The following is a 20,428-nucleotide window of genomic DNA, read 5'->3' as shown; positions in this document are numbered from 1 at the left end:
CGTCAGCGCTTGACCACCTGCTTCGGCGTGGCGAACACGCAGGCCGCCCCGATCACCAGCATGGCGGCCAGCGCGTACATGCCTGCGGCGGTGGAGCCCGTGAGGTCGCGCAGGGCGCCGATCATGTAGGGGCTGGCGAAGCCCGCGAGGTTGCCCACCGAGTTGATGAGCGCAATGCCGGCGGCGGCCCCGGCGCCGCTGAGGAAGGCGGTCGGCAGCGACCAGAACAGGGGCGCGCAGGTGAGCACGCCGCCCGCCGCCACGGCGAGGGCCGCGATGGCGATCACCGTGCTGCCGGCGCTCGCCGCCACCACGAAGCCGACGGCGCCGCAGAGCGCCGGGACGATGAGGTGCCAGCGGCGCTCGCGCATCCGGTCGGCGCTGCGGCCGAGCCCCACCATCACGAACACCGCGAACAGGAACGGGATCGCGCTGACGAGGCCGATGTTGAGGTTGCCCTGGACGCCCGAGGCCTTGACGATGGTCGGCATCCAGAAGGTCAGGCCGTACTGGCCCGTGACGAAGGCGAAGTAGATCAGGCTCATGAACCAGACCTGGCGGTTGCGGAACACCGTGGCGATGGAGTGCGGACTCGCCTCCTTGCCGGCGCCGTCGGCGGCGATGTCGCGCTCGATCACTTGCTGCTCCGCCGGATCGAGCCACTTCGCCTCGGACGGGCGGTTGTCGAGGTAGAAGAACACCGCGAGGCCGACCAGCACCGCCGGCACCGCCTCGATGAGGAACATCCACTGCCAGCCGGACAGGCCGTGCGCGCCGTTGAAGGTATCCATGATCCAGCCCGAGAGCGGGTTTCCGAAGATGCCGGAGACCGGAATGGCCGCCATGAACACGGTGATCACCCGGGCGCGGCGATGGGCCGGGAACCACGTCGTCGTGTAGAGGATCACACCCGGATAGAAGCCGGCTTCGGCGAGCCCCAGCAGGAAGCGCATGAGGTAGAAGGTGGTCGCCGAGTTCACGAACATGAACCCGGCGGAGATGATCCCCCAGGAGATCATGATGCGGGCGATCCAGACCCGGGCGCCGACTCGGTGGAGGATCACGTTCGAGGGCACCTCGAACAGGAAGTAGCCGATGAAGAACAGCCCGGCGCCGAGGCCGTAGACCGTCTCGCTGAACCCCAGTTCCTGGGACATCTGCAGCTTGGCGAAGCCGACGTTCACCCGGTCGAGATAGGCGACGATGTAGCAGAGCATCAGGAACGGCACGAGGCGCCAGAACACCTTCCTGTAGGTCCGGTCGACGAAATCGGGCGCGGACGTCGTGACGCCCGGCGCGGCAGCAGCCTGCACCGTCATGGTTTCCTCCGATCGGTGCAATCGTTGCGCTGCACCATTTAGGGCGGCCCCGTACTGTCCGTCGGCGCTCGAATCACTGGATAACTGAAATTGGCAGCGCTGCCAATCTGATTGTTGCCCGCGCCTAACCTTGCTATGGCAGAACGGAAGACGATGAGGACCGCGCCGCGTGAACGTTCATGATCCCGACTACCGCGCCGTGACCCTGGCGGACGTCGCCCGGCTGGCCGGGGTCGGCGAGAGCACGGTGTCGCGGGTCCTGCGCAACCAGGGCTCGTTCTCGAAGCGGACGGAAGGGCGCGTCGCGGAGGCGGTGGCCAGCCTCGGCTACGTGCCGAACCGCCTCGCCGGCATGCTGGCCGGCTCGCAGAGCACGGCGGGGGCCAAGCTCGTCGGCATCGTCATCCCGTCGCTCGCCAACGTGGTGTTTCCCGACCTCCTGAGCGGGGCGGCCTCGGTGCTCGACCGGGACGGCTTCCAGAGCGTCATCGGGGTGAGCGACTACGACCTCGGCCGTGAGGAGACGCTCATCGGCGCTCTGCTGTCGTGGCGCCCGGCCGGGCTCATCGTCACCGGCCTGGAGCACACGGACGGCGCGCTCGCGCGCCTGCGGGCCTCCGGCATCCGCATCGTCGAGATGATCGACACGGACGGCCCCGGCCTCGACATCGTCGTCGGGTTCTCGAACCGGGCCGTGGGCCGCGACAGCGCCCGGCACCTGCTCGCGCGCGGCTATCGCCGGATCGGCTATGTTGGCCACGACGTCACCCGGGATCTCCGCGCGGGCAAGCGCCTGGCCGGCTTCACCGAGACGCTGACCGAGGCCGGCGTGCCGCTCCACGACCGCGAGATCGCGCCCGGCGCCTCCTCGGCCGCCGCCGGGCGGGCCGCCCTCGACCGGCTGCTCGCCCGGACGCCCGACCTCGACGCGGTCTACTTCTCCAACGACGACATGGCGCTCGGCGGCTATTTCCACTGCCTCGCGGCGGGTCTCGCGATCCCCGACCGCCTCGCCCTGTTCGGCTTCAACGCCCTCGACATCACCGCCGCCATGCCCCAGCCACTCGCGACGGTCCGGACCCCGCGCCGGGCCATCGGCGCCATGGCGGCGGAGCGCCTCGGGGACGGCGGCCCCAGCGAGGTCATCGACCTCGGCTACGACCTGATCCCGGGCGCCACCGCCTGACTTTTTCGACCCGCACGAGGCAACCCATGAGCGACGCGGTATTGCGTGACCAGATCTGCCGGTTCGGCCGCTCCCTGTTCGAGCGCGGGCTGACGCCGGGCTCGTCGGGCAACATTTCGCTCCGCCTCGACGACGGCGGCTGGCTGGTGACGCCGACCAATGCATCGCTCGGCTTCCTCGACCCGGCGACGCTCGCGCACCTCGATTCCACGGGCCGCCTCGTCTCGGGCCACGCGCCGACGAAGGAGATTCCGCTCCATGCCGCCCTGTACGACAGCCGGGCTGACGCCCGCGCCATCGTCCACCTGCATTCGACCCACGCGGTCGCCGTCTCGATGCTGCCGGAGATCGACCCGAAGGCGGTGCTGCCGCCCCTGACGCCGTACTACCTCATGCGGGCGGGGGCGACCGCCCTGGTGCCGTACTACCGCCCCGGCGACCCGGCGGTGGCCGACGCGATCCGGGGTCTCGCCGGCCGCTACGCCTCGGTGCTGCTCGCCAACCACGGCCCCGTGGTCGCCGGCACGACTCTGGAGAACGCGGTGTTCGCCACGGAGGAACTCGAGGAGACGGCCAAGCTCTACCTGCTCCTGCGCAACCTCAACCCGCGCCACCTCAGCCCGGCCCAGGTCCAGGACCTCGTCGCGCATTTCGGCCTGACCCTGCCGGAGCCGCACGACCACGACCATTAAACGATCTCGGCTTGGTTGCTCCGGATCGAGTGGACGCGGTGGGCTCTCCATTCAGGCCGGGCGATCGCGTCGGGATGCGTCCGCTTGCGGCAGCCCCTGCCCCTTTACGCAGGGCGTCTGCGCGCTTCCTCGACACGGCCCTCTTGCGGCGGTGTTTGGCCGCGACCCTCGGCACACGAGCGCCATCCTACCTTGGAGAGGTGGAAATCTGACGCTTGGCACCCGCCCCGAAGGTCCGTACCGGGCGGTGAGCGGACTTTAGAGTGCCTCACAAAACTCCCGATCCCGGACGGTTCTTACTCTGAGACCAACGGTACAGCTGGAGTTTTGTGAGAGACACTTAGCCCTTCGGCTCGAAGCAGTAGTTCCGTCGCAGCCCCTAAGCAGACCCCCCGAGGACGAACCGGACCAGACTGCAACTTATGCGAAGAGGGAGGCCATCCGTCGAACGAAGGACAACACCTTCAGTCGATCTCGTTCGTCCTCAATCGTGTCCCAGAGCTGCAAAAGTGCGGCCGTTTGATCAGGATCACACGACGCCGGCTTGGAAAACGCCGCGACTGGACAACCTAAGGCTTGGGCGATCTCTTCAATGGTGGATGTCGAGGTGTTCGCGCCCTCTGGAGGGCACTGTAAATCTAACATCGGACCCTCTCAGTTGTGCGCAAAAAATATTAGCAAAACGTCTTAGAACGATCAATTCACCATTTTATACGATCAAATGACGGCTTTTTGGGAAAAGAACTTTCCTTGCGCACCCAATTGCAACCAAAAGAAGTTTTATTTCTTATCGTTCTGGAGGAGGAGCTATCAGGAATGGGTAGCGACGATAATTTCGGCGCGATGGTAGATGCCTGCCTCAAGGCTCATGCTGCTGTTGTTAAAACAGGCACGCCCGCGATGGTCGCTATGATGCGAGCCCTCTTGTGGCAACTTGGCCAGGAAGCTGCACAGCGGGAAGCACGCGCTGGAAACAAAGCGCATCCTTATACAGAAATCCATTATGTGAATATGGGTCGCGCGGCTGGTAAGGGCGGAGAAGAGACCTGAGCGTTTCCATACGACAAATCATGCGAACAAGCCGGGCGTCAGCGCTTCTCTAAGTCTGGGTATCTGCCCGCGACCGTACGAACGAATCCCAACACTTTCATACGGTCCTGATCGTCTGAAATTTTAGACCATAACATAAATAATTCAAAAGTATATTTATGAGACTGAAAATCTTGATCCCAGAATTCTGATACCTCACAGCCAAGAGCCTGAGAAAGACGGATCAGTATTTCCTTCGTGCAACCTAGTTCGTTATCAGTTTCATCTTTAGGAATCATCATTACCCCAATCGCACGATTTAATCGTGCGCAACCAAATGTCTTGTATACCTATCAGGAACGTTTGGTCCGTCGCAATTCGCTCTGAGAGATTTTCGAATACGAGATCGTCGCCTCACGAAAAAGTTGTTCAATTAAAATGCGAATTCTTAAGCGAATTCAATATAAAATTGAATGATCGGAGACGATGATGTGCATTGTCAGAAAATGGCAGATGCATGTCACACTGCTGATGCGTCATCAGCTAGGCTCGGCACGCCCGAGATGTTGACATTGGCCTGCGCCGTTTTGTTTCAGGTCGGCCTGAAGGCCGTAGAACATGCTCTGACAGATCAGAGTGAAGTTGGGTCTTAGCTTTTCCGCGCTTAACTCTTGAGGCGCTGCCGCATCCAGCGGGTCGCGTCGTCAAGGGTATCGAACACAGGGGCTCGCACGCCCGCGAGCCGGCCTAGTCCAACTTCCATGAACCAAGCCCCACACCGCGCGTGTTCCGGGGCATCGAGGCGAACCAGGACGCCCACCAAGAGCCCGTTGGCCATGACCAGCATGCCCACCTGGTCAGGGCTTCCCGTTTCGACGGAAATGGGCTGGAGAAAGACCAGGGTTTCGACGTTGTCCTGGTCTGCCAAGTGCTATTCCCCTTGAACTCTGTTCAGCCAGGGCATCTGCCGACGCCCACTCCAACGCGCGTTTCTGAGGTGGAGGTAGTTCGGGTTGAACCCGCAGTACGCTTTGAGCTGCTCGGCGTCCAGGATCGTCAGAACCCGGCGGTGCAATGTGATGAGCTCAAGCCGGCGCAACTTCCTGAGGGTCCGGCTCACGTGCACGTCCGATAAGCCCACTGAGTCGGCGAGATCCGTCTGGGTAAAGGGGAATGGCAAACTGTTGTCTTTCACGCGCCCGACCACGTCCATACGCAGCAACAGTTCGCAAAAAAGGTGCGCGATGCGTTGGTCCGGCGAGCGCGCACCCATGTTCACGAGCCATTGGCGTAGGACCGCCTCATCGACGAGGGCGCACCACCAGAACGCCCGCGTGATGGTGGGGTATTGTGCCGTGATCGCATCGATGGACTTGCGCGGGATCTCTACGACTTGGCACTGCGAGATGGTGCCGATGTTGTGGTCCATCTGGTCGAGGATGAACACGTTCAGGTCGCAGAAGTCGCCCGGTATGAAATAGGCCATGATCTGGCGCTGCCCATCCGGCAGCACCTTGTAGCGGCAGGCGAAGCCATCAAGGATAAGATGCATATTGCTGGGGATGTCGCCTTCCCGGATAAGGTCCGTTCGTGCCGGAACCTCTCGCAGCCGGGGCACAAACGCTCGCAATGCTCTCCGGTCAGCGTCGGTGAGTTCCTCGTAGCTCTCAAGCTTGCGAATCAGTGCATCTTGCATCGGACCACAACAGTGTAAGGCAATCTGCCAACGCTATGTGCGGTGTGAGGGCAAAATACTCCATCATTTGACGGGTATTTGAGCCGATAGTGCGCGCGTAACCGAGGCTGCTTCCATTCTCTGAATTTGGACAAATCGAATCAGAAACCTATCATATTTTACGGGTTACGCAGACCCTATCGAGGCTACAACGACCTGCCTCCCATGGCGAGATCGGATCCGAGGCGGAACGTCAACGTTAGGACAAAGAGCCAAGGTCCGGTTGCCACCCGACCCGGTGGCAGTAATCTGTTTCAGGAGTCTCCAGAACCGGACCTTGCGACCGTCTGCAAAGGGTCGATTTCCTTGAAGAACTCGTTGGCGGCCGAGATCGACGCCGGTCCGCATGGGCTCTCGTCCTCGGGCCGGGTGTCCCCTGCCGGTCAAGCCGGGCTCGGCTGCGGGACCGGGATGATCTTGGCGAGGTTCCTCAGAGTCAGCCGCCGCGAAACGGGAGGTTCTGTCGCAGGCTCTTCGAGACGCCTCCCGCGTTGCCTGTCGCTGATGCAGGAGAACGACATGGCAACGAACAAAGACGTGACGAGCTACACCCTGAAGCAGGCGCTGGCCGCAAAGGTCGGCGACCACGTCGAAATCGCGGTCGAGGCTGAGGATGGCACCAAGTTCAAGATTGTCGCCACGTCCGAGCAGCTTGAGGCCCTGACGGGGGATCTGGAAACGATCCTCGATGCCGACGATGCGGAAGCCGAAGCCGCCGAGTAGCTCAGCGGGGCTTCATTGAGGGTTGACCATGCTGCCCCCATCCAACGACCCTACCGGTTGCGACGCAGTCGCCTGATCGGATGCGGCCACGATGCCGAGATCGGGTGACGCCGGATGTACGCGCACCTGCTCTCGGCTTCCGTGGCCGTTGCTGGTTCCCGGGGGCGGGCTCGACCGAGGTCGAGCATTAGGCTCCCGGTAACGACCCTGCCTTCAGCATCACCGTCATGACCAAGCGTACGATCAAGAACACCAGGGCCGCCCTGTGGATGGCTTCGCTCGCGCTCTGCTGCCTCGTCGCGTTTGCTCTGATGAGAGCCACGCAAGACGGTGATCACAGGGCTCTGGTGTCGCTCGGGAAAGACCCTGAGACCACCGGTTCAATAGCGCCGAAACCGATGAAATGGTGTGGCGTGGCGCCCTGGTGCCGGTAACGGGTTCAGCCGACGAGGTCTCGGCCTTCCAGCGCGCTCGGCTACGCATGTTGCACGAGTGCGAATAGGTCAAGTTGCTGCGGGTGAGGCGGAGTCGAGCGGCGCATACTCCGCGACCGGGGCAGGCTTTTGGCGACGGGAAGCGCCATCCCGGGCCGGCCATGCAAGACCGCCCCGACGATCTGACATCCGTCACCGGAATGGTAGACGTAGGCCCGAAGCGGGCCTGACCGGAAGATTGCCTGCACCAGCGGCGCGTCGCCGGCGAGCGAGCCCAGAGCCTTCAGCAGGCAGGCAAGACCCCACGTCTCGACCTGCGAGGCCCGGAATTCGAAGCTCTGCCCCGCCCAGATATGTCCCTGAGCGCCCGCACTCGAGTGCGGAAATGGGTTGGGGCTCGCCTCGGTCGCATCATCCAGAATAAAGCTCGCAATCGCCTCGCGATCCGCGATGTGCGAAGCCGCGCGGATCGATGCCGCGAGCTGATGTCTGGTAACCGGCACTGGTCCTCCCCGATCTGTCCGTTGCGGGCAGGGCTACGCTTGCACAGGATCGGCGCGCTACAAAGCCAATCCTCCGCGCAATCCAGTCCAGTGTCAGACCCATATCCGAGATCCGCCATGCCGATCCGGCGCGAGCACCGGTTCTTCTACCCGATCGACTGGCCCGAGCTCTCGGCTGTGATCCGGTTCAGCCGCGCCGGTGGGGGCTGCGAAGCCGGTACTCGGCGCGACGGGCGAGGCCCTACGCACGACTCGTGTGGTACTGCCCACCGCGCACCGGAATCACGATACCGCGAACAACGTCGATGCGAACCTTGCGGCCTTCTGCCAGCGCTGCCACACCCATCACGATCGGCGAGAGCATCGCCGTCGACAGGGGCGGACGCTGTTCGGGTGCCGGGCGCAGGGCGATCTGTTTCGAGGGCCGTACGCGGCGCCGACAGCGAGCCGCCCCTGCCCACCTTGGACACCGGCCGTGAGGTTCATCGAACGCTCGATTGGGCTCAATCTGCACAACGATGGCGAACACGCGGTGATCATCGCCTGAGCCGCGCATGGCGTTGTCTTCAGAACGCCCGGTACGCACGATGCGCTATGACTGCGCGACGGTGCCCTCTACCGCCAAGTCAGCACGGCGTTCGTTATCGGCAGGCTCGCTGAGCAACGAGGCGCTGTGAGGCGCGCGGGAGCTTTTTCCTCGTACCCGCGAGCTTTTTCCTCATACCAAGGAGCGGGCATCCGCCCGCGCAGGAGACCAACATGCCCTTCGCTCGCATCGATCTCGTTCAAGGCAAGTCGGCTGATTACCGCCGCACGATCGGCGATGTTGTCTATGAGGCCATCGTTTCGGCGCTCGGAGCCCCGAAGGACGACCGCTTTCAGGCCATCACCGAGCACGCGCCCGAGAACTTCATCATCGATCCGACATACCTTGGCATTACCCGGACGGCGGATTGCGTCGTGATCCAACTCACGCTCAACGGCGGCCGTTCGCTCGAGCAGAAGCGCGCCTTCTACAAGCAGGTCGCCGATGGGCTGCACGAGCGGCTCGGGCTGCGCCGTGAAGACGTGTTCATCAACCTCGTCGAAGTCGTGAAGGAGAACTGGTCCTTCGGAAACGGCGAGGCACAGTATGCGACCTAGCCGCTGCGGGTGCCGCCGAGTACCTGCGTCGGGTTGGGAGCGTCCACGTTCCGGCGCAGCCGCTCGATGGCGCATGCCCGAAGGGGACGTATCGATCTTCTCGTATCCCGGAGGATTCCGGAATGCTAGTTGTGCCGCCTCGATTTCTTGGTTTGACACTGATTCATGACTTCAAAACCGTCGAACGAAGCGGAACGTCTGGTGGCCCTTCGTGCACTGGATCTGGTTGGCAGCCTGCCAGAACCGCATTTCGATGCGGTCTGCCGGACAGCCCAGGCGCTGTTTGACATGCCGATCTGCCTTGTCACTCTCGTCGAGGAGCAAGAGCAATGGTTCAAAGCGAAGTGCGGATTGGAGATCGAGGGGACTTCTCGAGAAGTATCTTTCTGCAGTCACGCCATTCTTTCAGATGCCATCATGGTCATCGAGGATGCGAAACAAGATATCCGCTTCTCGGCGAACCCTCTGGTCACGGGCCCACCCTACATTCGCTTCTACGCGGGAGCGCCCCTTACTCTGCAGCCCGGAATTCGAGTCGGCACGCTCTGCCTGATTGACACGAAATCGCGTGCTCTCACAGCTGCGCAGGCGCACCAACTTGAGGATCTTGCGCGTATCGTTGTTGCTCATCTGCGCCTTCACGAGGCGTTGCGGACTGGTGAAGCCGCAGCCGAGCAACACGCCCTTGATGTCACCGCCCGCAGGCAGGCCGAGCAGGTGGCAGCCGAGAGCGAGGCACGCTTGCACGACGCCGTCGAGCTGGCCCACAACGCGATCCTGGCGCAGCTCGCCGAAGGCGTGATCGTCACGGACACGGCGGGCCGGATCACCCTCGTGAATGAAGCGGCTGCCGCGATCCACGGCGTCGCTCGCCTTGATGTCGACCCGGAGGATTACAGCGAGACCTACCATCTCTACATGGAGGATGGGACGCCCTACATCCCTGAGAACTTGCCCCTGACGCGGGCCGTGCGGGGCGAGACGGTCCGGGACGCGCGTTGGCGGGTGCGGCGGCCGGACGGTATCGAGGTCCTTGCCATCGGCTCTGCGCGGCCCCTGGTCGGCCGCGATGGTGATCGGGTCGGCGCTGTGCTGACCATGCGCGACGATACCGCCCGGGACGCCGCCGAGCGCGCCTTGCGCGAAAGCGAAGCGGAGCTGCGCGAGCTGAATGCTACCCTCAGCGAGCGGGTGGCCGCGCAGACCCGCGACGCCGAGGCGGCGCGATTGGACGCAGAGCACGCGAGTGCGGCGAAGACGGAGTTCCTCGCGGCCATGAGCCATGAGATCCGGACCCCCCTCAATGCCATCATCGGCTTCACCGACCTCATGCTCGGCTCAGGCCGGATGCAACCCGATTTGCAGCGTCAAGCCGAACTCGTACGGACCTCCGGAGCGGCGCTGCTCACGGTGGTCAACGACATTCTCGATTTCTCCAAGGTGGAAGCTGGCGCCATCGCGTTGGAGCGGCAGGCCTTCGCCCCGCGCACGCTGATCGACAACTGCCTTAGCATCGTGCGCGGTTCGGGTGAGTTGAAGGGTCTCGACATCCGGTCGATGATTGATCCGGCGGTTCCGCGAACCTTGTTCGGCGATGAGGCGCGCCTGAGGCAGATGCTACTCAATCTGCTCAACAACGCCATCAAGTTCACCGGGCATGGTAGCGTCATCCTGAGCGTGCGGCATGCCGGGACGGACCAGGAGGGTGAACGCCTGCACTTCAGCGTGACGGATACGGGTATCGGCATCGCTCGGGATAAGCAGGACCGCCTGTTCCAGCGATTCTCCCAGGTGGACGGATCCATCGAGCGCAGGTTTGGGGGAACCGGCCTCGGCCTTGCCATCTGCAGGCAGCTCATTGAGCTCATGAGGGGGCGTATCGGCGTGTTTTCCGAGGAGGGGGTGGGGGCCACGTTCTGGTTCTCCCTCACGCTCCCCCTCGGCACGGCCGGGCAGCCCCTCGCCCTTGACAAGAACCCACCCCGACCACTTCGGAGCGGACGCCTCCTCGTGGTCGAAGATCATCCCATCAATCAGGAGCTGGCAAGAGCGGCCCTCGAGGCTGGAGGCCACACCGTCGAGGTCGTCTCGGATGGCGCTTCCGCGATCCGCGCAGTGGAGCGGACGCGGTTTGATCTGGTGCTGATGGACGTGCAAATGGCGGGCATGGACGGACTGACGACGGCCCGTCACATCCGCAAACTTGGCACGTCGGCTGCCACGATGCCGATCGTCGCCATGACCGCCAACGTCCTCCCGGAGCAGATTCGGCTCTTCCACGAAGCCGGCATGGACGACCATATCGGCAAGCCGTTCAATCGGGTGCATCTCTACCAAGTGATCGACCGTTGGCTGTCGTGCGAGACGGCGGCGCTCCCCTCGAGCCTGTCCGCCGATCGGTACAGCCTCCTCGATCAGTCGACCTATGACGGTATCGTGGCAACGATTGGCAGCGCCCGCACCGCTGGCATCATTGATGCCCTCGTAGAGGAACTGGGCACCTATTTTCTCGGAGAGGCCGCGACGGTGGACGAGCGGATACGCCTGCGTTTCGAGGCGCATACCTGCATCTCCTCGGCGGGTACCCTCGGTTTCGTGGCGCTCTCCGCCGCCTGCCGTGCCCTCGAATCCCACAACGAGCAGCGGGTTGCGGACGAGGGATTGGAAACGTTCCAGCGGTTACTTCACGAGACACGAGTGTTGGCGCGTCAAACCGCGACGTACGCCGCGCGGCTGTTACATTGAAATCTTGAGAGAACATCAATTGGGGTTTAAGAATTTAATTCAACGTAAAAATGACGCGAAATCAGTCGATCTGCCTATCGATCGAAGATTATGGCCCGAATGGTTGGCGGTTTTTCTGCTGCGTCAGGGACGGCCGGTGGGGATGTGGCCTGTGGAGCAGGCGCGGACGGACAGGATCGCTCTGTGCCGCTCCGCCCGCCCACGATCGGATCGGGCGGCGAGGCAGCCGCCGGTCAAGCCTCTTCGCTTAGTTCGATTGACACCGGCAGTCTTCTCGCGCTCGAAGATCGGCGTGACCGCTGCCGAACGTCTCGTCTCCCGCGGCTTCGTCCGGGACGCCAGCACCACAGGCCGCGATTGAGATGAAGCGCCTCCGCGACGTCCGAGCGGAGCAACTCGTCATCACCTGCAGAACAACCTCCTTGGGGGATCACCGAACTCGGAGGCGAGGCGTCCGCCGGAACGGGGAAAGTCCTGCACCGTAAGCCTCCCTGCCGACAGGGCAAAGGGCAACCGGACTCACATCATTTCGTCGTTCTTTCTAAGAAAGTTAAGAATTATCAAGTTAATCGTAAAGTTTCATGCAATGCGTGATTTTCACGCCCTTGATTTTAACTTCCTCATACCAGATTGTAGTTTGATACAAGCAATAATATGGCATAAATATTTTATCAATCTTGTGCCAGACGCATATCTCGATCCGCGAAGAAAACTGCTCTTGAAGAAATCCAAGAAATTCGCGATCTTTCGGCGCCGAATTGATCGGCTTCCAATCAGTAAATAAGTCTTTGTCTTTTTTCACGTACATACCTATACGAATGTAGGATCAGACGTGATAATCGAGAAATCGGCCGGAGCACTTCACTCAACGGACACCCGAAACGGCATGTCGCGGAAAGCGTTCTGACCGGATCGTCCGATATTCTCGAGCTCGCGCGGCAACGGATGCGACGATTCTAGCGAGACTGGGTGGACCACGCCAGAAGAGTCGGGCAAATGTGGCAATCCGCACGGGGGCTGTGGGCAACACGAGGACTTTTCGATGCAACGGCGGGCAATCCTGTCCGCGGATCTGGCGCTGGCCCTCGGTGCGGTGCTCGGCCTAGGAGTCCTCGGCGGACTCGTGCTGACGGACACCGGCACCGATCTTCTGGGAAGGGTTGGTCCTGCGGCGACCGACCTACGCCATCGGTTGTTCGCGACATCGCCGGCTGCCGATCAACGGGGCGGTCCTGAGCCAGTCAGGGCCCCCGTGCGAACAGTGCTGGAAGGCGGGCGGGTCGTGGTGCGTCTGAGCCACTCGGAACAGGCGCGGATCGGCGTCGAGACGGCACGGCGCACGCGCCTTCCCCATCCGATCGAGATCCAGGCCTATGGCAGCGTCGTTGATCCCGCCCGCGTCACGGACCTCACCAACAGCTACGCGGGCGCGGTGGCGGCCCTCCAGGCCGCGAAAGCGAGAGCCGAGGTCTCCGGCAGCGCCGCGCGGCGCTCCAAGAGCCTCAGTGCCGGGGTGGTGACCGCGGCCCAGATCGAGGTCACTGAGGGGACCGCCATCACCGATCAGGCTGCCGTGATCGTCGCCGAATCGCAGATCCGCACCCTGGCCGCCACGGCTCAGCAGGAATGGGGTCCGGTGATCGGCAAGGCCATCGTCGAGCGCAGCCCCGTCGTGACGCGCCTGATCGAACGAATCGATTTCCTGGTCCAGGTGACGCTGCCGCCCGGCGAGACGTTGAAGGCCCCACCCGCCATGGCGTTCGCCGAGGTTCCGCCCCAGAGCGAGCGCGTCCCCCTACGCTACGTCTCGCCCGCGACGCGGACCGACCAGCGCGTCCAGGGCATCAGCTCCTTCTACACGGTCGCGGGCAACAGCGGCCTCCTGCCCGGCATGAGCACGCTCGCCTTCCTGACCTCCGATCGCAAGACCCCGGGGCTCAGCATTCCGGAGAGCGCCGTGGTGCACTGGCAGGGAGGCGCCTGGTTCTATCGAGATGTCGGCGAGGACGCCTTCGTGCGCCATCCGCTGAAGATCGACGCCCCGATCTCCGCCGACACCTACATCGTCGACGATCTCGGCCCAGAGGCGCATATCATCGTGACCGGGCCACAGGCGGTCCTCTCGGAAGAGTTGAGGGGCCAGATCCAGGCCGCCGGCGATACGGACAACGATTGAGCATGCTAGATGAGCGGCCCCCGCTCCGCCCGTCGCGGAGCGATGCCTCCGGCTCAGCGTCCGCCCGTGCGCCCTCGGGCCTGCAGGGTCGCCTCGTCGCTTTTGCCGTGCGGCGGCCCGGCATCGTCCTGGCCCTCGCCTTCACCCTCGCATTCTACGGCCTCTTCGCCCTCAGCGGGGCCAAGTACGACGTCTTCCCGGAATTCGCGCCTCCGACGGTGACGGTGCAGACCGAAGCGCCTGGCCTCAACCCGGAGCAGGTCGAGGTGTTGGTCACCCAGGCCTTGGAGGTCGCCATCGCCGGCCTGCCGGGCCTTGCCACCGTACGCTCCAATTCGATCCAGGGCCTGTCAGTGATCACTGCGACCTTCGGGGCGGGCAGCGACATCTACCGCGCGCGCCAGCTCGTGAACGAGCGCCTGGCCGCACTGGCCGGGCGGCTGCCCCAGGGTGTGCTGCCGCCGGCCATGACGGCGCTGACATCCTCCACGAGTTCGGTGCTGCTCATCGGGCTCACCTCGCCGACCCGCACGCTCATGGATCTGCGCACCATCGCCGATTGGCGTATGCGCCTGCGCCTGCTCGCCGCCCCCGGCGTCGGCGAGGTGCTGGTCTATGGCGGCGACGTGCGTTCAATCCGCATCCAGGTCCGGCCGCACGACCTCGTGCGCTTCCGCGTCGGCCTCAACGATGTCCTCGCGGCCGGGCGCAAGGCGACGGGCGTGCGCGGGGCGGGATTCGTCGATACCACCAACCAGCGCATCACCCTGCAAACCGAGGGGCAATCCTTGACCCCGGAGGCGATCGCCCGGACCGTCCTCGTCAACGAAGGCGGGGCCAGCGTGGTGCTCGGCGACGTGGCCGACGTGGTGACGGAGCCGGAGCCGGCGATCAGCGCGGCCCTCGTCGATGGCCGACCGGGGGTGCTGATGATGGTCGGCGCACAATACGGTTCCAACACCCTCGACGTCACCGCCCGTGTCGACGCCGCCCTGGCTGAGCTGCGCCCGGGGCTGGAGCGCGATGGCATCGACCTGCGCGCCGATCTGTTCCGGCCGGCGAATTTCGTCACGCAAGCCACCGGACACGTGGTCCGGGCCCTGGCCCTCGGCGGCGTCCTCGTCGTTATCGTGCTGCTCGTGTTCCTTTTCGACTGGCGGACGGCGCTCATCAGCGTCACGGCGATCCCGCTCTCCCTGATCGGAGCCGTGCTCGTGCTCGGGGCGTTCGGCCAGAGCCTCAACACGATGACGCTCGGTGGTCTGGCCATCGCCATTGGCGAGGTGGTCGACGACGCGGTGATCGGTGTCGAGAACGTGATGCGTCGGCTGCGCGAGAACCACCTCGCGGGCTCGCCCGTGGCCGGAGACAGGGTGGTGCGCGATGCCATCTTGGAAGTGCGCATCTCGGTCGCCTACGCCACCTTCGCAGTACTGCTCGTCTTCCTGCCGGTGCTGGCTTTGACCGGCGTGCCGGGGCGCCTGTTCGGCCCCCTGGCGCTCGCCTACATCCTCGCCGTACTGACATCGCTTGTCGTCGCCCTGACGGTAACGCCGGCGCTGGCCCGCCTGCTGCTGGCCGATCGCGAAACCTTGCCGGCCGCCGAGCCGCCGGTGACCCGTGCCGCACGGCGCATGTACGTCCGCCTGCTGCGTCGGAGCGATCGGCACCCGCGCCTCGTCCTGATCGCCTGCCTTGCTCTCACGCTCCTGAGCGGCGCGCTGGTGCCGCTGCTGGGCGGCACCTTCCTGCCGGACCTCAAGGAGGGCCACCTCATCCTGCACATGACGACGGCGCCGGGGACCTCGCTCCGGGAGACGCTCCGGCTCGGCGAGCGCGTCACAGCGGGGCTGAAATCCGTGCCCGGCGTGCGCGCCGTGGCTCAGCAGGTCGGTCGCGCCGAGGCCGGGTACGATCTCGGCGGCACGCATGACAGCGAAATCCACATCGATCTCGAGTCCGGCCTCGACGGCGCGGCGCAGGCGCGGGCCGAGGCCGGCATCCGGGCGTTGATGCTGGCCACCCCCGGCGTGAGCTTCTCCCTCAAGACCTTCCTCACCGAGCGCATCGAGGAGGTGGTGTCCGGCTTCACCGCGCCGGTGGTGGTCAGCGTCTCCGGTGCGGACCTCGACACCATCGAGGCGACCGCCCGCGAGGTGGCGCGGGAACTCGCGGAGGTGCGCGGTGCCGTGGACGTGCAGCTCAAGTCACCGCCCGGCCTGCCGCAGATCAACGTGAGCTTGCGCTCGAACGACCTGCGCCACTGGGGGCTCGACGCCATCGAGGTTCTGGAGATCGTCCGCACAGCCTACCAAGGCGACATCGTCGGGCAGGCCTACGAGGGCAACGCCGTTTTCAACGTCGTGGTCGTTCTCGACCAGGTCACGGCCACGCGCCTGGCGACCCTCGGCAATCTGCCCCTGCGCACGCCCGGCGGCACCTACATCCGGCTCGCGCACGTGGCCGACGTGTACGAGACCTCCGGCCGCTACGCCGTCGGACATGTCGGCGCCCAACGCGTGCGGGTGGTGACCGCGAACGTGCAGGGGCGCGACGTCGCCTCGTTCACCGAGGCTGTGAAGCGGAAACTCGCCCGGTCGGTAACGCCGCCCTCAGACGTCGACATCGGCATCGCCGGCGCGGCCGAGGCGCAGGCCGCGGCGCGGCGCGACCTGATCCTGTATTCGGGGCTTGCCGGGCTCGGGATCGTGCTGCTGCTCCTCCTCGTCACGGGGTCGCTGACGAACCTTGCCCTGATCCTCGTCAATATCCCGTTCGCGTTCGTCGGCGGCGTGATGGCGGTCGCCGCCACCAGCGCGGTGATCTCGCTCGGCTCGATCGTCGGCTTTGTGACGTTGTTCGGCATCTCGCTCCGCAACACCATCATGATGATCGCGCATTACGAGCACCTCGTGCTCGTCGAGGGCCGCACCTGGAATGCGGCCGTGGCCGTCGAAGGCGCGGCCGACCGCCTCGTACCGATCCTGATGACATCCCTCGTCACGGGTCTCGGCCTCCTGCCTTTGGCGTTGGGTGCAGGCGAGCCCGGGCGTGAGATCGAAGGCCCGATGGCCCAGGTGATCCTCGGTGGGCTCATCACCTCGACCGTGCTCAATCTTGCCGTGCTGCCCATGCTGGCACGCCGCTTTGCCCAGTTCCGAGCGCCGAACACAGCCGATTGATCGCCACCAAATCAGAGGGTCGGCTTGATCACAGGGTCGGCTCGGCCGAGACCGCTTCTGGCGACGCGTCGCGCGCGCCATCGCTGAACGCGCGGGGTGCGCAGACCGGATCGGTGTGAAGGGTTCGGATCGGTGGAGCGGGGTCGCAGGATGACCGTCACCGCGACCCGCTCCTCGGGGTGTTATCGTTCATGGCCCAGAGCGGGTAAGGTTTGGGTTGCGAGTTTCGAAGCGACCTTTTCCTCCGAAGCATCGCTCTCTCGATGAAAGAGGCGATCTGTGGTGACCGGCGTTCGAGCCACCTGCGCCAACGCCTGGGACCGGTTCGCGGGCGCTTCTCCATATTTCACCCCAGGCGATCGAGTTCTCCAATTCTGCACGTTCAGCGGCGATCCTGGATTGCCTCGCAGCCGAAATGATTATGGTTTCAGAGCTGCAAAATACTGATGCGCCCTGGATGGTGACTGCGTGGGCCAGATGGGTCCATCCGAGGGATAGGGAGAGGAAATCCGGAAGAGGCCCGTGGCCGGCGCGCCATCGCCTCGCGCTTCGCTCGCGCCTATCCCGTCCGGCCATCACACGCTGGCCCCCATGTCAGCCGCACGCGAGATCATCCCCTCCGCGACCCGCAAGCTTGACTCCAGGGTCTCCTGAACATCTGGCCGAACGTCGTGCCGTGCCCCGATCTGACGAGGCAGAATTGGGCCGACGTCCCTGAGACGTGCGTCGCCTTCCTCGACCGCTTGGCTCATGAGGCTGCCGACCGAGGGTGGACGGCACTGGATCTCTTTGGTGTGCATCCCACGGCAGGCATGATCTTCCCAACTATTGCGGCGGCATCATCATGTCAGGCGACGAGGTCTCAGCCGTCATCGGCACCCGGATCACGTTCGTGACCACGGCCTACTACCTCGACAAACCGTGCCGTCCGATCGGCGCCGGGCCGATCTGGCTGTTTGGACGGTAAGCCCTATCTGGCCGGTATGGCCAACACGCTCCAAACCACCGGCAAACTGTTCAAGGCGAAGGCGATGACCGACGCGGACATCGCCGCCGCCGAAGACGCCTTCATGGCCGATCCGAGCACGTCGGCGTTCCGGTTCGGCGAGGGCTACCGGATCGACCTCGCCGAGGCCGTGCACGCGCACGCGTGGGCCTCCGTCACGACGGCCAACACGGATGCGGCGGACCATCCGAAGCGCGCCGCCATGCGCAATGCGATCCTGCTTTCCCGGCCGGAGAAGGTGTGATGCCTCCGTCCAATTCCGACGCGCATCAATTCGCGGCGCAAGCCCATGCAGGCCAGGTCGACAAGGCCGGGAAGCCGTACATTCGGCATGTGAACCGCGTTGCGGGGGCTGCCAGCGACCGTGCAATCCACGCCTTCGAGAAAGACGGCCTGAACATCAACCCGGATCACGTGCTGCAGGCGGCCTACCTTCACGACGTTCTGGAGGACACGCCGACGACTGCTGACGATCTCCTGCAAGCAGGCTACGTTCCTCAGGTCGTCAAGATGGTGCAACTCCTGTCCAAGACCGATGAGGTGGTGTCCTACGCCGAGCGCATCAGCACCTTGATTCGGTCCGGCAATATCGGCGCAATCCTCATCAAGCTGTCGGACAATGAGGACAATGCGCGGGCCGACCGACAACTGCCGGTCGGTACCGGCCTTACGGCCCGCTACGCCGCTTCGATGCCGAGGCTTCGCGACGCTGCAGCTGCCCTGGGGTACACGGGGCCTTAACGAGGTTAGGGGGGCCGTTACGCGCGTGCCGTCGGCCGCTCGGCGACCTGCGTTGTGTTGCCGGGTGAGCGCATCCCGACCTTTGTCGACCACGTGCGCTTATGGGCAAGCCCGGCGGGCACAGGAGCGAAAATCCAGAACCGGAATTGCTTTTGGCAAGAACCCGTCCGCGCAGGGAACGCATCCCACCATCCAAACGAAGGATTCGGCTCTTCTCACCCCCACGCTTCATGTCATTGAAGCCGAAATTGGTAGTTCGGTATCCTCTTGATCGAGCCACTGGATCGAGGTTCCGGCGTACCCGCTTGCAGGACGGCAGCATTCAATTCAGCGTCCTGAAGCGAGCGGAGGCCAATATGAGCGCTGCGTCTCCATCGGTTCCGACCATCGACGTCGCAGATAAGCGCCTCGACGAAATTTCTCGCCTCGCGACGCTTTTGGTGGATCAGGTGCTGAATGCGCAGCTTCTGGAACGCCCGGTCCCCGACGACCATATCCGCGCTCTCCTCGAAGCAGGGCTGCTGCTGAAGGAGTACGGCGTCGACCCGCCTTCCTCCCTTGGGGAAATCATGCTCGCTTCTGAAGCGGCAGAGCCAAGGAACTCGGCGGATTCAGGACGCGCTGCTGCCGATAATGACGCTGGCCAGCTTCCGTGGCTGATCAGGCCGTTCCAGGGAGGGTCGGCCTGAAGAGGCGAGGGCGCACAACGTCACCGGCGCTGGAGGGTCGCTCCTGCTTTATATGGGAAGATTGAGATTCGATTCTCCGCCATGACGATCCTGGGGGCAGTTCGGCGAGGTACCTGAGGATTTCGCGGAGAGCCTGCCGGACGGTTGGAGCGGGCGAGCGGTGTCACGGTCCCCTTCCTTATGGGACTGCAAAGTCTAGGCGTCGCCATTCCTGTGTGCGTGCGTGATTCGATGAAAGCGGGGGGTTTTGGTGTCCGACCCGCAAGATCCCGAGGATCTGGACGCCGCGGCCCGCGAGCGGCTGGGTGAGCGCACCCCGGCGCTGGCCGAAGATGTCTTCGCTCTCAAAGCCCCTCCCCTCGACGCGATCACGCGAGCCCTTATGCTGAGGGTTGGGCGGGTGATCGAGTGGAACCTCGACATTTCTTAGGGGGATGACGGACGCTGCAGGGGCGCCGGCTCGAAATGAAAAGCCCGCCGGGGCGCGAGCCGGGCGGGTTTCAGGTCGGCGGATGTGCCGGGTCGGGCGAGGTCTTTCTGCGCGCGTTCCCGCAATCGCGCAGATCCGTTTCGGGCCTGGGGAGCGTGAACGACTACTTCGCGGTGTGGATGTTCGGCGGCCCGAGATGCTGGAGAAAGTCCGGCTTGCCGAGACTCACTCCAGCGCTTCGGAGGATCCCGTAGGCCGTGGTCACGTGAAAGAAGAAGTTCGGAAGCGCGAAGCCGGTGAGATAGGACTGCCCGTTGAAGCGGTATCCCATGCCGTTCGGGAACTTCAGCTCCACCTCGCGCTCCGCGCCTGAGGCCAACGCGGCCGGATCGATGCCCTCGACGAAAGCAATCGTCCTGGCACAGCGCTCCTTGAGTTCGGCGAAGGTCGCCTCAACGTCGGGCATCGCGGGCGCTTCGATCCCGGCGAGCCGGGCCACCGCGTTCTTCGCGCTGTCGGACGCCATTTGATACTGGGCAGGCAAAGGCTTCATGTCCGGAGCCAGCCGCCGGATGAGCAACTCGGCTTCCGGCTTTTCCGAGGCCGCCTTGTCGAGCCACGCGCTCATGCTGCGAAGCGCGTTGGTGAAGACCGGGACGCTGACGTCGTGGATGCTGATGCTCATCCGGGCAGGG

The 20,428-nt window shown here is 64.2% G+C and carries 17 protein-coding genes and 1 pseudogene; 13 read left to right on the top strand and 5 right to left on the bottom strand.

Annotated features, from left to right (window positions below):
• Nucleotides 1–2: 2 nt before the first annotated feature.
• Entirely contained in the window at nucleotides 3–1,319 is a 1,317-nt protein-coding gene (locus tag MKK49_RS20125; protein ID WP_244031568.1) for an MFS transporter, read from the bottom strand.
• Nucleotides 1,320–1,488: 169 nt separating this feature from the next.
• On the opposite strand from MKK49_RS20125, the gene MKK49_RS20120 reads away from it, so the two are divergent.
• The 3 genes from MKK49_RS20120 to MKK49_RS20110 all read left to right on the top strand — a co-directional run bounded on the left by MKK49_RS20120 (nucleotide 1,489) and on the right by MKK49_RS20110 (nucleotide 4,247).
• On the top strand, nucleotides 1,489–2,505 hold the full coding sequence (locus MKK49_RS20120) for a LacI family DNA-binding transcriptional regulator (RefSeq protein ID WP_244031566.1): 1,017 nt from the start codon (nucleotides 1,489–1,491) through the stop codon (nucleotides 2,503–2,505).
• A gap of 26 nt (nucleotides 2,506–2,531) precedes the next feature.
• Nucleotides 2,532–3,197, top strand: a complete 666-nt coding sequence (locus tag MKK49_RS20115; protein WP_244031564.1) for an aldolase — start codon at nucleotides 2,532–2,534, stop codon at nucleotides 3,195–3,197.
• A gap of 750 nt (nucleotides 3,198–3,947) precedes the next feature.
• Nucleotides 3,948–4,247 carry a hypothetical protein gene (locus MKK49_RS20110; RefSeq protein ID WP_244031562.1) on the top strand — a complete coding sequence of 100 codons (300 nt, stop codon included), beginning with the start codon at nucleotides 3,948–3,950 and terminating at the stop codon, nucleotides 4,245–4,247.
• 643 nt (nucleotides 4,248–4,890) lie between these two features.
• Here MKK49_RS20110 and MKK49_RS20105 read toward each other — a convergent pair.
• Nucleotides 4,891–5,154: a hypothetical protein gene (locus MKK49_RS20105; RefSeq protein WP_244031560.1), complete on the bottom strand. Its 264-nt coding sequence runs from the start codon at nucleotides 5,152–5,154 to the stop codon at nucleotides 4,891–4,893.
• 3 nt (nucleotides 5,155–5,157) lie between these two features.
• Nucleotides 5,158–5,922: a Crp/Fnr family transcriptional regulator gene (locus MKK49_RS20100; RefSeq protein ID WP_244031558.1), complete on the bottom strand. Its 765-nt coding sequence runs from the start codon at nucleotides 5,920–5,922 to the stop codon at nucleotides 5,158–5,160.
• 558 nt (nucleotides 5,923–6,480) lie between these two features.
• Here MKK49_RS20100 and MKK49_RS20095 point away from each other — a divergent pair.
• Nucleotides 6,481–6,684, top strand: a complete 204-nt coding sequence (locus MKK49_RS20095) for a hypothetical protein (RefSeq protein WP_244031557.1) — start codon at nucleotides 6,481–6,483, stop codon at nucleotides 6,682–6,684.
• A gap of 475 nt (nucleotides 6,685–7,159) precedes the next feature.
• Here the strand turns inward: MKK49_RS20095 and MKK49_RS20090 are convergent, their stop codons facing one another.
• Nucleotides 7,160–7,621: a hypothetical protein gene (locus tag MKK49_RS20090; RefSeq protein ID WP_244031556.1), complete on the bottom strand. Its 462-nt coding sequence runs from the start codon at nucleotides 7,619–7,621 to the stop codon at nucleotides 7,160–7,162.
• Between the two features lie 117 nt (nucleotides 7,622–7,738).
• On the opposite strand from MKK49_RS20090, the pseudogene MKK49_RS20085 reads away from it, so the two are divergent.
• The 9 genes and pseudogenes from MKK49_RS20085 to MKK49_RS20045 form a co-directional block, all read left to right on the top strand.
• Nucleotides 7,739–8,054, top strand: a pseudogene (locus MKK49_RS20085) (hypothetical protein); the annotation flags it as partial.
• A 326-nt stretch (nucleotides 8,055–8,380) separates the two neighbouring features.
• Nucleotides 8,381–8,764 carry a tautomerase family protein gene (locus MKK49_RS20080; RefSeq protein ID WP_244031555.1) on the top strand — a complete coding sequence of 128 codons (384 nt, stop codon included), beginning with the start codon at nucleotides 8,381–8,383 and terminating at the stop codon, nucleotides 8,762–8,764.
• Between the two features lie 165 nt (nucleotides 8,765–8,929).
• Nucleotides 8,930–11,509 (top strand): ATP-binding protein, encoded by a 2,580-nt coding sequence (locus tag MKK49_RS20075; RefSeq protein WP_244031554.1) that lies wholly within the window; start codon nucleotides 8,930–8,932, stop codon nucleotides 11,507–11,509.
• A gap of 1,042 nt (nucleotides 11,510–12,551) precedes the next feature.
• Nucleotides 12,552–13,685, top strand: a complete 1,134-nt coding sequence (locus tag MKK49_RS20070; protein WP_244031553.1) for an efflux RND transporter periplasmic adaptor subunit — start codon at nucleotides 12,552–12,554, stop codon at nucleotides 13,683–13,685.
• Between the two features lie 2 nt (nucleotides 13,686–13,687).
• On the top strand, nucleotides 13,688–16,867 hold the full coding sequence (locus tag MKK49_RS20065; RefSeq protein WP_244031552.1) for an efflux RND transporter permease subunit: 3,180 nt from the start codon (nucleotides 13,688–13,690) through the stop codon (nucleotides 16,865–16,867).
• A gap of 956 nt (nucleotides 16,868–17,823) precedes the next feature.
• The gene (locus MKK49_RS20060; protein WP_244031551.1) at nucleotides 17,824–18,117 is read left to right on the top strand and encodes a hypothetical protein; all 294 of its coding nucleotides are present in this window, start codon (nucleotides 17,824–17,826) and stop codon (nucleotides 18,115–18,117) included.
• A complete protein-coding gene (locus MKK49_RS20055) occupies nucleotides 18,117–18,614 on the top strand; it encodes an HD domain-containing protein (RefSeq protein WP_244031550.1) in 498 nt (165 codons plus the stop codon). The genes MKK49_RS20060 and MKK49_RS20055 overlap by 1 nt, the downstream gene beginning before the upstream one ends.
• 305 nt (nucleotides 18,615–18,919) lie before the next feature.
• Nucleotides 18,920–19,303 (top strand): hypothetical protein, encoded by a 384-nt coding sequence (locus tag MKK49_RS20050; RefSeq protein WP_244031549.1) that lies wholly within the window; start codon nucleotides 18,920–18,922, stop codon nucleotides 19,301–19,303.
• Nucleotides 19,304–19,553: 250 nt separating this feature from the next.
• Nucleotides 19,554–19,733: a hypothetical protein gene (locus MKK49_RS20045; protein WP_244031548.1), complete on the top strand. Its 180-nt coding sequence runs from the start codon at nucleotides 19,554–19,556 to the stop codon at nucleotides 19,731–19,733.
• 163 nt (nucleotides 19,734–19,896) lie between these two features.
• Here the strand turns inward: MKK49_RS20045 and MKK49_RS20040 are convergent, their stop codons facing one another.
• A complete protein-coding gene (locus MKK49_RS20040) occupies nucleotides 19,897–20,418 on the bottom strand; it encodes a DUF1993 family protein (RefSeq protein WP_244031547.1) in 522 nt (173 codons plus the stop codon).
• Between the last annotated feature and the right edge of the window lie 10 nt (nucleotides 20,419–20,428).

It is taken from the genome of Methylobacterium sp. J-090, from assembly GCF_022829345.1.
Classification (GTDB): Bacteria; Pseudomonadota; Alphaproteobacteria; order Rhizobiales; family Beijerinckiaceae; genus Methylobacterium.
The sequence above is the reverse complement of the archived record's forward strand: the minus strand, read 5'-3'. Positions and strand labels throughout refer to the sequence as shown.